Here is a 14911-nt window from a genome sequence, read left to right on the forward strand (position 1 = left end):
GACGGGTTTCGGCTCGACGTCAGGGCGTGAACCTTGGCCAGTGCCCTGGCGAAAATCACGGATATATTCAATCAACTCAGCCGGACTGCTGAGCGGCTGATGGTCTTGCAATTGCTCCAGCAGGATCGCCAGAAGGTCGTGGCTTTGCAGCAGCAAGTCAGCCAATGCGGACGAGTGACAGTAGCGGCGGTCGATCAAGCCTTCGTATAGGGATTCCAGCTCATGACCCAGATCGCCCACGGGGCCGATTTCAGCCATGCGCGCGCCGCCCTTGAGGGTGTGCAAATCGCGTTGCAGCGAGGACAGCGGCAACGGGTTGTCAGGATCGGACAACCAACGGTGCAATGCCTGCCCGGCGCTGTCGAGAATATCCACCGCCTCTTCGAGGAAGATTTCCACGATCTCGTCATCGAGGCCGCTTAGCGGTGCATCGGTCTCTCCGGGCTCCTGCACTGCGGACTGAATAGCGTGTTCAACCGACTGTTCAATCGCGAGTTGCTCGGTCGCTGCATTCAGTTCGGTGATGCTCAGCGAGCGGCTACCGTCGCTTTTGATCAGGCCCATGGCGCCAGGGTCGAGGGCTTGATCGAGCAATTCGCGCAAGGCCCGAATGCGCTCCGGGCTGGCATCCACCTCTTGGCCTGCCGCCACTTGGTCAAGCATGTCGATCAGGGCTTCGTGCGCCCTTTCAACCTCATGAAAGAAGCGCTCGCTGACCGCCAGGCTGCTTTCTTCAACCGCGCCATACAGGTCCAGCAGTGCCTCACACAGCTCATCCACCTGCGGCAGATCGGCCATGTGCGCGCCATGACCCAAGGTGGTCAACTCGTCGAGCAGAGCGCTTAATTCCTGGCGCTCGCCGGGATGCTGCTGCCAGCGCTGCAACAGGCTTTCGGCATCGAGCAGAATGTCCATGCCCTCGGCCAGAAAGGTCGCGATCAATTGCGGATTGCGCTTGATGCGCAGGCCGTTGCTCGGTGCGCTAAGGGCAGCCGCCAGGCGGATGTCCAGCAGCGAATGCGCCTCGTCGATCAGCGCCGCTGCGCCCACGATGGTAGCCAGCGGGTCACTGTCGAGCTGGAGCAGGCCCTGTCGAAACAAGGGTTCGGCGGCCTTCAGTAGCTGAATTTCTGCCTGCCTCAGCGGAATCAGATTGGATTTAAACTCGAGGATCAACTGATCCAGGGGTCTGGCCAACTCGGCTATGGGCAGCACGCCCGCCATGTAAGCGCTGCCTTTGAGCGTGTGCAGGGCGCGCTGCAGGTCGTCGCTGATGGGCGGTGACACCGCTTCGGTGGCGCTGTCGAGAAAGCGATTGAGCGTGTCGAGATGGCTTCGCGCTTCCTGACGGAAAATCTCCAGCAGATGCGGGTCCAACGCCTCATCGTTGGCATTGACGGTATGAGCCATGACCGCAGCGATGAGCACCTCTTCGCCCTTGGCCAGCGCGTGGGCACATGCAGCCAACAGGTCGACATCATCACGCTGATGCTGGGCATTGTCGGCGAATTCGCGAATAACCTCAGGCAATAAGGCCAGCACGTCAGCCAGTAAACGCCGAACGCGCTGATCGGGTTTGACGCTGTTCTCCATGATCCGGTTGAGCAGGTTCTCCGCGGACCAGGCCAACTCGCCGAGGATCAACGCACGGACCATCCGCCCGCTGCCTTTTAGGGTATGAAATGCCCGGCGGACTTCGGTCAGCGCGGCGGTATCACGAGGGTCATCGAACCATTGTGGCAAGTGCTCGTGCAGCGCCACCAACACCTCATCGGTCTCTTCGAGAAACACCTCAAGCAACTCGTCGTCCACCCGCTCTTCATCGGCGGGCGGCGGCAACAGGCTGGTTGGCACATAGAGGGCCGGCGGATTAACGGCCGAAACCGGGCTGGCAAGCACTTGGGCGATGGTCTGCGTCGGGCTGACCAGTTCCTGACGGGGCTGCAACTCAAGCAACTCGTCCTGACTGATCACCTCATCGAGCAGCGGCACCTCGACAACGGCGTCCGGTATCGGCGAATACCCGAGTCCCTCCAGACTGGACTGAGCCCGGTCGAGCACTTGCTCACCCGGCGCTTCATGATCCTGGCCCAAACGCTCCAGGTAATACTCAATACTGGTGAGGGCGTCTGCCAGACCATCGAGCTGACCCCAGGTTGGTGGCGTGTTGTCCTCCAGCAAATGCTCCTGGATGTATTCGTTGCAAACCGCGAGCAGGCTGGCTGCTCGCGCCAGCGGAATCATCGCCAGTGCCCCGCGTACCTGCACCAGCAGCGCGGGCAAAGGCTCGAGCCGATGCCGATCCCAAGGGCCGTCGATATAATCGATGATCATGTCCTTGGCCTGCTGCAGCCCGATACGCGCCTCCTTGATCACCAACTGATGGATCTGGGTCAGGTCTGTCGTTGGCAAGCGGCTGTTTTCACGGTGCGTCTGCTCCACGGTGCCGACCATCCCGGCCAGGGTCGCTTCGACGTACAAGAGTGCGCCAGCGACATCCATCAACGCAGAGTCATCGGCTTCACGTTGGCCCTGGGCCAAACCCTGAACAACCGCCAATTGATCGATGATGACTTTACGTGGCTGACCGAAGCCAAGGACGGCCAAGGTATCCGCGACCTGTTGCAGCGGCGGCAGCAGGCTGTTGAGTTCACCAACGTGCTTGCGGTCGCTGCGCACGAAGACGTCCAGGCGATCTTTGACCCTGACCAGCTCCTCGCATAGCGCGACCACCACCGAGCGCATCGCATCGCGATCCGGGCCCGCCAGCCGCGCACGCTCTTCGTCGACCAGCGCGGTATCGGGCAGGGACTCGGCGAGGCCGTATTGATCTTTGAGCAGCAACATAGGTGGCGCCTGGCTGTCGGATTTGGCGATGTAAAACAACAGGCTCTTGAGCAACTCATCTGGCGCCGGCTGATTGATTGCGCTGATACCCTGCTCGAGCAAGCGCTTGAGTTCCTTGTCAGACTCTTTGAGCAGACCGCGCAACGCCGGGCTATTGGTGAACTGGCCGTCAGCCATGGTTGCGACCAGCGCCGACGCAATCTGCCACAACAGACCGAGCGGCGCGTCTTTGCACAATGCCTCAAGGCGGCTAAACACTTTGGCCATGTGACCGAGGTTGGTCTGCACCTCCTGCTCACGCAGTAAACCAACCAACGCCGCTTGGAGCATTTGCCGCCACTTGCGCAGCAGCGCCGCCAAGTCAGGGCTGTCTAGCTTGGCCAATGCCTGCGCGTCGAGTTCGGGAACACAGAGCAGTTGCGGGGCAAACAGACTGGTTTCCGACAGCAAGCTCTCGCCTCGGGCGCTGCGCAAATCATTCAGCAGCGGCAGCACCACAAGCGGCAAATCGCGTCTGGCGGTATGGATGCGGTCGAGGTAAACCGGCATCTGCACCATAGCCTGCGTCAGCAAATACACGGCTTCGGCCTGTTGCGCCACGCGACGTTGCTGCAACGCCAGCGCCAGTTGCTCGATTTCTTCGGCGAGCAGCGCCGCGCCATAGAATTCGATCATTTGCAGGCTGCCATGCACCTGGTGCACACAGCTCAGGCACTCAACCATTGAGGCCGGGTCCTGTGGGTGTGCGACAAACGCTTCGAGGGCTTGGCGGGCCTGTTTGAGCGTTTCGGCAATTTCGCCCTTGACCCATTCGAGGGCCACGTAGTCGTGCCGATCAGCCATAACAACTCCAGTCATTACCTATTATTTACCCGGGTGTTCAACCAGGGCCTTACGACGGTGGCAAGGTAAAACCAGACACCGAACGCCGCATCTCGCTGGCCATTTTCGCCAGGTTGCCGATACTTTCCGCCGTGGCCGTGGTGCCAGACGTCGTTTGTGTCGTGGTCTGGTGAATCACGCTCATGGTCCGGGAAATCTGCCCCGCAGAGGACGCCTGCTGCTGCGCAGCGTTGGTGATGCTCTGAATCAACGCCGCGAGGGTTTTCGAAACACCCTCGATTTCCTCCAGTGCCACCCCGGCATCGTGCGCCAGTCGGGCGCCGCGCACCACTTCGCTGGTCGTCTGCTCCATGGAGATGACCGCCTCGTTGGTGTCGTTCTGAATGGCCCGAACCAGGGTCTCAATCTGCTTGGTGGCCGACGAAGAGCGCTCTGCCAGCCGTTGCACTTCGTCGGCAACCACCGCAAAGCCACGTCCGGCATCCCCGGCCATCGAGGCTTGTATCGCCGCATTGAGGGCCAGAATGTTGGTCTGATCGGCAATATCATCGATCAAGCTGACAATATCGCCGATTTCCTGGGAAGACTCGCCCAAACGTTTGATCCGCTTGGAGGTGTCCTGAATCTGCTCACGGATGTTGTCCATACCGTTGATGGTGTTATGCACCACCTCGTTACCTTTATTGGCAATGGCCACCGAACGCTCCGCCACCGCCGACGACTCCGACGCATTGGCCGAGACCTCATCGATGGAAATCGCCATGTTATTGATCGCGGTCGAGGCAGCCGCAATCTGCAACGCCTGATGCTCGGACGCCGCCGCCAACTGCATGGCCGTGGTCTGAGTATCTGCAACCGCTGACGCGACTTGCTCCGCAGTCAGGTTGATCGTGGCCACCAGGTCGCGCAACTGGTCGATGGAGTAATTGATCGAGTCGGCAATTGCCCCGGTGAAGTCTTCGGTCACGGACGCGGCGACTCTCAGATCACCGTCGGCGAGGTTTTCGATCTCATCGAGCAGACGCATGATCGCGTGCTGATTGCGCTCGTTCTTCTCGGCGGTTTCGCGCAACTGCCGGTTGGTTTCGCGCACCATCACGATGCCGATCAAAATGATCGACATCAAGGCCAGCAGGCCCAGCAGGTAGCCGCCGATGCTGTGCATCGAACGCCCACTGGCCAGGTGCTCAAAATGATCGGCCAGCACCGACGCTTCATCGAGCAGGGTTTGCGAGGTGGTGAAGATAGTGCTGGCCGATTCACGCACTTGAAGCAGCTCGGGCGAAGTTTCGAGAATTTCATCCACGGAGCCTGAAACGAACTGGAACAGCTCGGCAATTTCGGTCAGGCGCACACGGGAATCGTGGTCCTGGACCTGGGTGATATTCATCACCGGATTGCCTTCAATCATGCCATTGAGCACCCGGCCAAACAGGCTTGCGTCGCGACCGAACGCATCGGCGGCCTGCACCGCGGTGTCATCCCCGGACAGTACAGTGTTGACCGAACCGAGAATTCGCTCAGCCAACAGCGACTGACGCTGCGCCACCGCCACCTGACTGGCCGGCGCATGATTTTGCAGAAGGCTGTCGACGACTTTTTCGTACTCGACCTGCAACTGCGGAATGGTTTCGGCCAGGGTTGCCGCCACTTGATGCAGGGACAGAACGGTCTGTTCACTGGCGACAATCACGTCGGTGCTCTTGCGCAGACTCTCCCAGTCCTTCTGCACGGCCTGCATTTCCTGACTCACGGCTGACGGCGCCGACGGCAACCCCGTGGCCTTGTCACCTTTTTTCAGGAAACCCCAGCGCAGATCAAAATCGTTGCGTGCGTCGGCCAACAGCTTGAACGCAGGCGCCTTGCCCGCGGCGGCTTCGGAGGCGTTTTTGGCGATTCGCTGAGACAACACGCGCAGCTCGCCTGCGTGGCCGATGTACTGTTTATCGTAATTCGACTGCGTGTTGAGGTAGGCGAAGTTAGCGAACAGCAACATGATAAAAATGATCAGGGCGACAAACAGCGCGGCGATCTGCGACCGACTGCGCTCACCCTCCAATGACCTACCTGTCTTGCTCATTATTCAGGGCCCCGCCTGGCCAGCAACATCTATTCATCCCGGAAATAAAAAAGGGCCCGTCGAGGCCCGCCGAAAAACGTTACAGCGCGACATCCATGAAGCCCGGTGATTGCGCCAGCGCATGCGGGCTGAAGACCAACCAGGCCTGTTCACGTAAGAACTGCCCCTGAATGAACGGCGCGACCCCCGCTTCGAACGCCACAAGTGGCTCAGGCATCAGGCTGCGTTGATTGAAATGCTGCACACCCAATACTTCATCGACCATCAGCCCGGCGAACACATCTTGATAGTCGACCACCAGCACCCGCCGCTGCTTGCGCACAGGCGACAACTCATGATCAAAAAACGCACACAAATCCATGATCGGCAGCAACCGCCCCCGCAGGTTGGCCACACCCTTGACCCAAGGCTTTACCCCAGGCAATACGGAGTAACGCGGCTCATGCAGGATCTCGCTGATCTCCCCCATGGGCGCCACGTAACACTGCTCGCCCATGCGAAAACCGATCCCGCTCCAGTCTTGCAGTCGCGTCTCCTGCAAAGGCAGACCGGCCGCGAGAGAGCGACAGCGCTGATCGATTTCAAGGAGCAACTGGAAGGCGGTTTGCGACTCAGCCATGAGTGCGGACCGTCAGCCGGCCAATACCGCATTCAGGGTTTTCATCAGGGTTTCTTCGTCCACCGGCTTGGTCAGGTAATCACGCGCGCCCTGGCGCTTGCCCCAGACTTTATCGGTTTCCTGATCCTTGGTCGTGATGATGATCACCGGAATCATGTTGGTGTCAGCGTCTTTAGTCAGCTGGCGCGTGGCCTGGAAACCATTGAGACCGGGCATCACGATATCCATGAGCACCGCGTCGGGTTTTTCCTGACGGGCCAGGGCAACGCCATCAGCGCCGTTTTCGGCTTTCAAGACGTGATGACCGTGCTTTTCCAGCATGCCGGTCAACTTGTACATTTCAGTCGGCGAATCATCAACGATCAGAATTCGAGCCATGGTATTCCCCATACGCAATGGATGCTCTCGACCCGCCAGGGTCACAGGGCATCAAGATACTTGTTGTTCTACTGCAACGAACTCCGGCACATGGGCCTTGATCGCGTTCAGTAGTTCTTCCTTGCTGAAAGGCTTGGTCAGAAACTGGTCTGAGCCGACTATCCGGCCCTTGGCCTTGTCGAACAGGCCATCCCTGGAGGACAGCATGATCACCGGCGTTGACTTGAATGCCCGGTTATTCTTGATCAGTGCACAGGTCTGATAGCCATCCAGGCGCGGCATCATGATGTCGACGAAAATGATTCGCGGGTGATTGTCGGCGATCTTCGCCAGCGCATCGAACCCGTCTATCGCGGTGATGACTTCGCAACCGACGTTCTTCAATAACGTCTCTGCGGTGCGGCGAATCGTCTTCGAATCGTCGATGATCATCACTTTCAAAGCTGTGGAATGCTGTTCCATGTTTGCTCTACCATCGCCGCGGCGAGTCGATTTGCTGCGTTGTGCCCGGCGTCTTCAGGCTGACATGGAGCTACCATGAGCCCCCAGCCCCTTAATTAACGGGGCCCAAGGCCAAGTGCCGAGCCTTTTTAGCACACTCTCCAGACGCAATCCATAAAGCCCGACGCTGCGCGCTTGCCTCTTGACCCAGCGCATGCACGGCGCCACCCTGACGCCTATTTTCAGGCCCAAGCGGCCCTTACCGACAGAGGATATTGCCCATGAGCGTTCGCCTAGGGATTGTCATGGACCCCATCGAGGACATCTCCTATAAAAAGGACAGCTCGCTGGCCATGCTCCTTGCCGCCCAGGATCGCGGTTGGTCGCTGTTCTATATGGAACAGCACGATTTGTACCAAAACGCCGGCCAGGCACGCGCCCGAATGAAACCACTGAAAGTCTTCGCCGACCCCGAGCACTGGTTCGAACTGGGAGCCGAAATCGACAGCGGCCTGGACGACCTCGACGTGATCCTGATGCGTAAGGATCCGCCGTTCAACATGGAGTTCGTGTACTCCACGTACCTGCTCGAACAGGCCGAACGCGCCGGCGTGCTGGTGGTCAACCGCCCACAGAGCCTACGTGACTGCAACGAGAAGCTATTTGCCACGCTGTTCCCGCAATGCACGCCGCCGACCCTGGTCAGCCGCCGTATGGACATCTTGCGCGAATTCGCCGAACTGCATGGCGATGTGATTCTCAAACCGCTGGACGGCATGGGCGGCACATCCATCTTCCGCCACCGCGAGGGCGATCCAAACCTGTCGGTGACCCTCGAAATCCTGACGGCCAATGGCACGCAGCAGATTATGGCCCAAGGCTACCTGCCAGCGATCAAGGACGGCGACAAACGCATCCTGATGATTGACGGCGAGCCCGTGCCTTACTGCCTCGCACGCATCCCGGCCGCTGGCGAAACCCGTGGCAACCTGGCTGCCGGTGGTCGTGGCGAAGCCCGCCCCTTGACCCCGCATGACCGCTGGATCGCGGCCGAAGTCGGCCCGACACTGCGTGAAAGAGGCCTCCTGTTCGTAGGCATCGACATCATCGGCGAGCACCTCACCGAAATCAACGTCACCAGCCCGACGTGCATTCGTGAAATCGACAATGCCTTCGGCACCAACATTGCGTCCATGCTGATGGATGCCATCGAGAAGAAGCTCAAGGCCAGGTAAACGCTACCCCCGGCCTGATCCCCGTGCGGGTTGCACAGGAATGAGGCCGATCCGGCCTGCTCCAGACCAGCGCACACCGCAGTATTTGCGACAGTGCGCTATCATGCGCGGCTTGTGAAAATGTTGGACTGATGATGAACGCTTTGGCCGACGATCTGCCCCCTGAACTCGCCCGTGCTGGCGTGCGCCCGGCTGATCGGCTTGGGTTTACCCTGATGATTGCAGCGCTGATCCACGTAGCACTGATCCTCGGTGTGGGCTTCGCTTACGTCAAACCGCCAGACATCAGCAAAACCCTGGAAATCACCCTCGCCACCTTCAAAAGCGAAGCCCCGCCGAAAAAAGCCGATTTTCTCGCCCAGGATAATCAGCAGGGCAGCGGCACGCTGGACAAGAAGGCGATCCCCAAGACGACCGAGCTGGCGCCATTTCAGGACACCAAGATCAACAAGGTGACGCCACCCCCTGCCGCCAAGCCGGTGGAAAAGCAGGTAGCACCGAAAACGGCGGTCGCGACCACTGCGCAGAAAACCCAGAAAACCGTGACCAAGCGCGAAGAGATCAAGCAAGAACCCGCCGTCAAGGCCGCGCCGACCTTTGACAGCTCGCAGCTGACCAGCGAAATTTCCAGCCTGGAAGCCGAGCTCTCCAACGAACAACAGCTGTACGCCAAGCGCCCTAAGATCCATCGCCTCAGCGCTGCGTCGACCATGCGCGACAAAGGCGCCTGGTATAAAGAAGACTGGCGTAAAAAAATCGAACGGATAGGCAATCTCAACTATCCGGAAGAAGCGCGGCGCAACCAGGTGTACGGTAATTTGCGGATGATGGTGTCGATCAACCGCGATGGTTCCCTGTTCGAAATATTAGTGCTGGAGTCGTCTGGCCAGCCGCTGCTCGATCAAGCTGCGCAACGTATTGTGCGATTGGCGGCGCCTTTTGCGCCGTTCACCGGCGATCTGGCTGACATCGACCGACTGGAGATCATTCGCACCTGGCGTTTCGCCCGTGGCGATAAGCTGTCCAGCAACTGAAGACCTGAACACCTATCACATTAGCCAGTTGTCAGGCCCGTCGGGCAGCGCCACACTAGGGCTCATGAAAAACGTCCCCGCAAGCTACCTCAAGCATCACTTCCTGATTGCCATGCCGCACATGGCCGATCCGAACTTTGCGCACACCTTGACCTACATCGTCGAGCACAACGCAAATGGCGCCATGGGCCTGGTGATCAACCGTCCACAGGGCCTGACGCTGGCGGACATTCTTGAGCAACTGCGCCCGGAAACCGAACCGCCATTGCGCTGCCAGCACATCCCGATTCATACCGGTGGCCCAGTGCAAACCGATCGCGGCTTTGTCCTGCACCCGAGCGGACCGCAGTTTCAGGCAACGGTCGAACTCGGCGGCCTCGCGCTGTCGACGTCTCAGGATGTGCTGTTCTCTATCGCTGACGGCTACGGCCCGGATCAACATGTGATCACCCTCGGGTATGCGGGCTGGGAAGCCGGGCAACTGGACGCCGAGCTGGCCGCCAACATCTGGCTGACCTGCCCGTTCGATCCGGCCATCCTGTTCGATATCCCGAGTGAGCATCGCCTCCACGCGGCGGCGGCCGGCCTGGGCGTCAATCTCAGCTTGCTGACCAGTCAGGCGGGCCACGCCTGATGGCTTTACGTCTTTTGCTGGGCTTCGATTACGGCACCAAACAGATCGGCGTTGCCGTTGGTCAGGTGATTACCGGCCAGGCCCGCGAGCTGTGCATCTTGAAAGCGCAGAACGGTATCCCGGACTGGGACAAGGTCGAAGCATTGATCCGAGAATGGAAGCCCGACGCCATTGTCGTCGGCCTGCCGCTAAACATGGACGGCACGCCGAGCGACATGAGTGCCCGTGCTGAAAAATTCTCGCGTCGACTCAACGGCCGCTACAACCTGCCGGTGTATACCCACGACGAGCGCCTGACCACCTTTGAAGCCAAGGGCGAGCGTCTGTCCCGTGGCGGGCAGAAAGGCAGCTATCGCGACAACCCGGTGGATGCCATTGCTGCCGCGCTGTTGTTACAGGGCTGGCTGGATGCCAACGGCGCCCTGTTTGACGCGTGATCGCTTTATCGATCTCTTTATTGAAAGAATAGACATCCAGTTTTCAGCCTGAGCAACCTGCGTGAAAGACGCTCAGGCCCCTGAAGGAGCAACCATGAGTCTGCCCAATCCCGCCGCACTGATCAGCCAGATGGCCATTGATCTGAAGGCCTATCTGAGCCAGCGCAACATCACTGAACCGCGTTATATCGGCATTCGCACGGGCGGCATCTGGGTCGCACAGGCGTTGCTTGAAGCGCTGGGCAGCCAGTCGCCGTTGGGCACACTGGACGTGTCCTTCTACCGCGACGATTTCAGCCAGAGCGGCCTGCACCCGCAAGTGCGTCCCTCCGCCCTGCCGTTCGAGATCGAAGGCCAGCACTTGGTACTGATCGATGACGTGCTGATGAGCGGCCGGACCATCCGCGCTGCGCTCAACGAACTGTTCGATTACGGCCGTCCGGCCAGCGTGACCCTGGTCTGCCTGCTCGATCTTAACGCCGGGGAACTGCCGATTAGCCCCGACGTGGTCGGCGCCACCCTGTCGCTGGCGCCCGATGAGCGGGTAAAATTGCTCGGCCCCGCGCCGCTCGCACTTGAATACCAGAACCTCTCTGCCGCCGCCCTCTAGCCCCTAATAAAGAGTCCTTGCGATGACGCCTATCGACGCCAAGCGCCCACTGCAGCTCAATCATCAGGGCCAGCTGCGCCACTTTCTCTCGCTCGACGGTTTGCCCCGCGAGTTACTCACCGAAATTCTCGACACCGCCGATTCCTTTCTGGAAGTCGGCGCCCGGGCGGTAAAGAAAGTCCCGCTGCTGCGCGGCAAGACGGTGTGCAACGTGTTCTTCGAGAACTCGACCCGCACCCGCACCACATTCGAACTGGCTGCCCAACGGCTGTCGGCCGACGTGATCACCCTGAATGTCTCGACCTCGTCCACCAGCAAGGGCGAAACGCTGTTCGACACCCTGCGCAACCTTGAAGCGATGGCCGCCGACATGTTCGTCGTACGTCATGGCGACTCGGGCGCCGCGCACTTCATCGCCGAACATGTCTGCCCGGAGGTCGCGATCATCAACGGTGGCGACGGCCGCCATGCGCACCCGACCCAGGGCATGCTCGACATGCTCACCATTCGTCGGCACAAAGGCGGTTTCGAAAACCTCTCCGTGGCCATCGTTGGCGACATCCTGCACTCGCGGGTAGCGCGCTCGAACATGATTGCGCTCAAAGCCCTCGGCTGCCCGGACATCCGCGTGGTCGCGCCGAAAACGTTGTTGCCGGTAGGCGTCGAGCAGTACGGGGTCAAGGTCTACACCGACCTGGCTGCCGGCCTCAAAGACGTCGACGTGGTGATCATGCTGCGCCTGCAGCGCGAACGCATGCAGGGCGGTCTGTTGCCCAGCGAAGGTGAGTTCTATCGCCTGTTCGGCCTGACCACCGCTCGTCTGGCTGGCGCCAAACCGGATGTCATTGTCATGCACCCAGGCCCGATCAACCGCGGCGTCGAGATCGAGTCGGCAGTGGCCGACGGCGCCCATTCGGTAATCCTCAACCAGGTCACCTACGGCATCGCAATCCGCATGGCCGTGCTGTCCATGGCCATGAGCGGGCAAACCGCACAACGTCAATTCGAGCAGGAGAACGCCCAGTGAAGCTCAGCATCCTCGGCGCCCGCGTCATCGACCCCACCAGCGGTCTGGACAACGTCATTGATTTGCACCTGGAAGCCGGCAAAATTATCGCCCTCGGCGAGGCACCAGCAGGTTTCGTTGCCAGCCAGACGATCGAGGCCAAGGGTCTGGTCGCCGCACCCGGCCTGGTCGACCTCAACGTAGCCCTGCGCGAGCCGGGTTACAGCCGCAAAGGCTCCATCGCCAGCGAAACCAGGGCTGCAGCAGCCGGTGGCGTCACCAGCCTGTGCTGCCCGCCACGGACTAAACCCGTGCTCGATACCTCCGCCGTGGCCGAGCTGATCATCGACCGCGCCCGCGAAGCCGGCAATTGCAAAGTGTTCCCCATCGGCGCCTTCAGCAAGGGTCTGGAAGGCGAGCAACTGGCCGAGCTGATTGCCTTGCGCGATGCGGGCTGCATCGCCTTCGGTAATGGTCTGGACAGTTTTCGCAATACCCGGACGTTGTGTCGGGCACTGGAATACGCCGCGACCTTCGACCTGACGGTGATTTTCCATTCTCAGGACCGCGATCTGGCTGAAGGGGGCTTGGCCCATGAAGGCCCTACCGCCAGCTTCCTCGGCTTGCCCGGCATTCCCGAGACTGCCGAAACCGTGGCCTTGGCTCGGGATCTGCTGCTGGTGGAACAAAGCGGCGTGCGCGCGCACTTCAGCCAATTGACCAGTGCACGCGGTGTGGAACTGATCGCTCAGGCGCAGGCCCGTGGACTGCCGGTAACCGCCGACGTGGCGATGTATCAGCTTATCCTCACCGATGAAGCGCTGATCGACTTCTCCAGCCTGTACCACGTCCAGCCGCCGCTGCGCACCCGCGCCGACCGCGATGGCCTGCGTGAAGCCGTGAAGTCCGGGGTGGTTCAAGCCATCTCCAGCCATCACCAACCCCATGAGCGCGACGCCAAGCTGGCCCCGTTCGGCGCGACCGAGCCGGGCATCAGTAGCGTTGAGCTGCTATTGCCGCTGGCGATGACGTTGGTCGCAGACGGCCTGCTCGACCTCCCTACCCTGCTGGCACGCCTCAGCGCGGGCCCTGCAGCAGCCTTGCGCCTGCCTGCCGGTCAATTGCGTGTCGGTGCGCCAGCGGATCTGGTGCTGTTCGACCCGACGGCTTCTACTGTTGTTGGCGAGAAATGGCTGTCCAAAGGCGAAAACTGCCCGTTCCTTGGCCACTGCCTGCCAGGGGCCGTGCGGTATACTCTGGTGGATGGACGGATCAGCTATAACAGCTGATTAATCGCTCGCCAACACGACTGTGCACGCAGTCGCGTTGGCGAGGATTCCCTGACCCTACCCCCGTCGCGCATTCTCGATAGAAATCTGGTCATTCAGGGTCCAGAAGTCATACAACACGCCCAGCAGAAAAAATCCGCCGGTGAATAGATAGATGATCCCGGTGATCCATTTGCCTTGGTACATCCGGTGCACGCCGAACACGCCAAGGAATGTCAGCAAGATCCAGGCGACGCTGTAGTCGATGGAACCCGCGTTAAAACGCAGGTCGGCTTCGCGGTCCATGCTCGGGATCAAAAACAGGTCGATCAGCCAACCGATACCCAGCAGACCCAACGTAAAAAACCAGATAGTTCCGGTGACTGGCTTGCCGTAATAGAAGCGATGCGATCCGGTAAAACCAACAATCCATAGCAGGTAACCAAGAATCTTGCTGTGGGTGTCCTGAGGTTGGATGTCCTGACGATAGCTGTTCATTCACTGCCTCTTTTAAGCTGATAGAAAAAAATATCTGTAAATTTTGTGACTTTAATGTGGAGCTCCGACGTATGGCACAAACCTTAAAAGCTTGGCGCAACCCCTTGTAATTAAGGGCTTTGCCAAAATCCATGTGACACATTACCGCAATAATGGGCACGTTCGTTCCGCATTTGTTTCGACCAGCGGGGTCAGAACGACGCAAAAAGCTGTTATAAAGTTGCGCGCTGACCAATAAGAGCCCTGCCTAATGCGTCCAATTTTCAAGACATGGCTAACTATTTGCCTGCTTATGCCGCTGGCCGCCCACGCCACCAACCGTGAGCAACAGTTACCGCCAAGCTTCACTGGTTTCACCGCAAAATCCCATTCTTCACCAACACCCGTAGCCACCGCTTCCATCGAACCAACAGCTCCAACCCGGACAAGTCACCGTCCCGCTCACGGAAAATCCGTGAGCAAAACCGCTGCAAAAACCAAGAACAAAGGCAAAACCGGCACCGTCGCACAAATGCCGGTCAAACAGAGCAGCGCGGTGTTAAGCCGGGCAGTGAATGTGCTTGGTACTCCTTATCGTTGGGGCGGCAGCAGCCCAAGTAAAGGGTTCGATTGCAGCGGTCTGGTCAAATACGCTTTCCGCGATGTGAACGAAGCCGATTTACCGCGCACCTCGAATGCCATGGCTGCAGGCCACGGGCAGAAAGTTGAACGCAAGGATTTGAAACCGGGAGACTTGTTGTTCTTCACTATAAAGAGCAGCAAGGTCAATCATGTTGCCATTTACCTGGGCAATGACCGCTTCATCCATGCCCCTCGTCGCGGCAAAGCAGTGTCGATCGATACGCTGAAGAAGCCTTATTGGGACGACCATTACGTGCTCGCCAAGCGGGTCCTGCCAAAGAACGATCCCGTCCTGCGCATCTCTCAGCGTTGACGGTATAGCCTGCGTTCGCGCAGGCAATGCGCCGGAGTGTCCTTCGG

General features: G+C 59.6%; 13 protein-coding genes and 1 pseudogene. 8 read left to right on the top strand and 6 right to left on the bottom strand.

The window, feature by feature from the left end; all coding sequences use genetic code 11:
- Window positions 1-56: 56 nt before the first annotated feature.
- The 5 genes and pseudogenes from RGU44_RS25175 to pilG all read right to left on the bottom strand — a co-directional run.
- A pseudogene (locus RGU44_RS25175) lies at window positions 57-3690 on the bottom strand (Hpt domain-containing protein); the annotation flags it as partial.
- A gap of 49 nt (window positions 3691-3739) precedes the next feature.
- Window positions 3740-5770, bottom strand: coding sequence for a methyl-accepting chemotaxis protein (locus RGU44_RS18175; RefSeq protein WP_322176861.1), 2031 nt, complete (start codon window positions 5768-5770; stop codon window positions 3740-3742).
- A 79-nt stretch (window positions 5771-5849) separates the two neighbouring features.
- Window positions 5850-6389: a chemotaxis protein CheW gene (locus RGU44_RS18180; RefSeq protein WP_322218430.1), complete on the bottom strand. Its 540-nt coding sequence runs from the start codon at window positions 6387-6389 to the stop codon at window positions 5850-5852.
- 12 nt (window positions 6390-6401) lie between these two features.
- Window positions 6402-6767 carry a twitching motility response regulator PilH gene (gene pilH, locus RGU44_RS18185; protein WP_322176863.1) on the bottom strand — a complete coding sequence of 122 codons (366 nt, stop codon included), beginning with the start codon at window positions 6765-6767 and terminating at the stop codon, window positions 6402-6404.
- 51 nt (window positions 6768-6818) lie between these two features.
- Window positions 6819-7229: a twitching motility response regulator PilG gene (gene pilG / locus RGU44_RS18190; protein ID WP_219063982.1), complete on the bottom strand. Its 411-nt coding sequence runs from the start codon at window positions 7227-7229 to the stop codon at window positions 6819-6821.
- A 260-nt stretch (window positions 7230-7489) separates the two neighbouring features.
- On the opposite strand from pilG, the gene gshB reads away from it, so the two are divergent.
- The 7 genes from gshB (at window position 7490) to RGU44_RS18225 (ending at window position 13453) form a co-directional block, all read left to right on the top strand.
- Entirely contained in the window at window positions 7490-8443 is a 954-nt protein-coding gene (gene gshB, locus RGU44_RS18195; RefSeq protein WP_322176864.1) for a glutathione synthase, read from the top strand.
- 131 nt (window positions 8444-8574) lie between these two features.
- A complete protein-coding gene (locus tag RGU44_RS18200) occupies window positions 8575-9477 on the top strand; it encodes an energy transducer TonB (protein ID WP_407074604.1) in 903 nt (300 codons plus the stop codon).
- Window positions 9478-9541: 64 nt separating this feature from the next.
- The gene (locus RGU44_RS18205; protein ID WP_322176865.1) at window positions 9542-10111 is read left to right on the top strand and encodes a YqgE/AlgH family protein; all 570 of its coding nucleotides are present in this window, start codon (window positions 9542-9544) and stop codon (window positions 10109-10111) included.
- Window positions 10111-10548: a Holliday junction resolvase RuvX gene (gene ruvX / locus RGU44_RS18210; RefSeq protein ID WP_219063978.1), complete on the top strand. Its 438-nt coding sequence runs from the start codon at window positions 10111-10113 to the stop codon at window positions 10546-10548. Before RGU44_RS18205 ends, ruvX begins: the two co-directional genes overlap by 1 nt.
- Before the next feature lie 94 nt (window positions 10549-10642).
- On the top strand, window positions 10643-11158 hold the full coding sequence (pyrR, locus tag RGU44_RS18215) for a bifunctional pyr operon transcriptional regulator/uracil phosphoribosyltransferase PyrR (RefSeq protein WP_322176866.1): 516 nt from the start codon (window positions 10643-10645) through the stop codon (window positions 11156-11158).
- A gap of 22 nt (window positions 11159-11180) precedes the next feature.
- Window positions 11181-12185 (top strand): aspartate carbamoyltransferase catalytic subunit, encoded by a 1005-nt coding sequence (locus RGU44_RS18220; protein ID WP_219063976.1) that lies wholly within the window; start codon window positions 11181-11183, stop codon window positions 12183-12185.
- A complete protein-coding gene (locus RGU44_RS18225) occupies window positions 12182-13453 on the top strand; it encodes a dihydroorotase (protein ID WP_322218434.1) in 1272 nt (423 codons plus the stop codon). Before RGU44_RS18220 ends, RGU44_RS18225 begins: the two co-directional genes overlap by 4 nt.
- A 57-nt stretch (window positions 13454-13510) precedes the next feature.
- On the opposite strand, the gene RGU44_RS18230 is transcribed toward RGU44_RS18225, so the two are convergent.
- Window positions 13511-13930: a TM2 domain-containing protein gene (locus tag RGU44_RS18230; RefSeq protein WP_322218436.1), complete on the bottom strand. Its 420-nt coding sequence runs from the start codon at window positions 13928-13930 to the stop codon at window positions 13511-13513.
- Window positions 13931-14180: 250 nt separating this feature from the next.
- On the opposite strand from RGU44_RS18230, the gene RGU44_RS18235 reads away from it, so the two are divergent.
- On the top strand, window positions 14181-14864 hold the full coding sequence (locus RGU44_RS18235; protein ID WP_322218438.1) for a C40 family peptidase: 684 nt from the start codon (window positions 14181-14183) through the stop codon (window positions 14862-14864).
- The last annotated feature ends 47 nt before the right edge of the window (window positions 14865-14911 follow it).

Origin of the sequence: Pseudomonas sp. 5C2, from assembly GCF_034314155.1 — a bacterium.
GTDB lineage: Bacteria > Pseudomonadota > Gammaproteobacteria > Pseudomonadales > Pseudomonadaceae > Aquipseudomonas.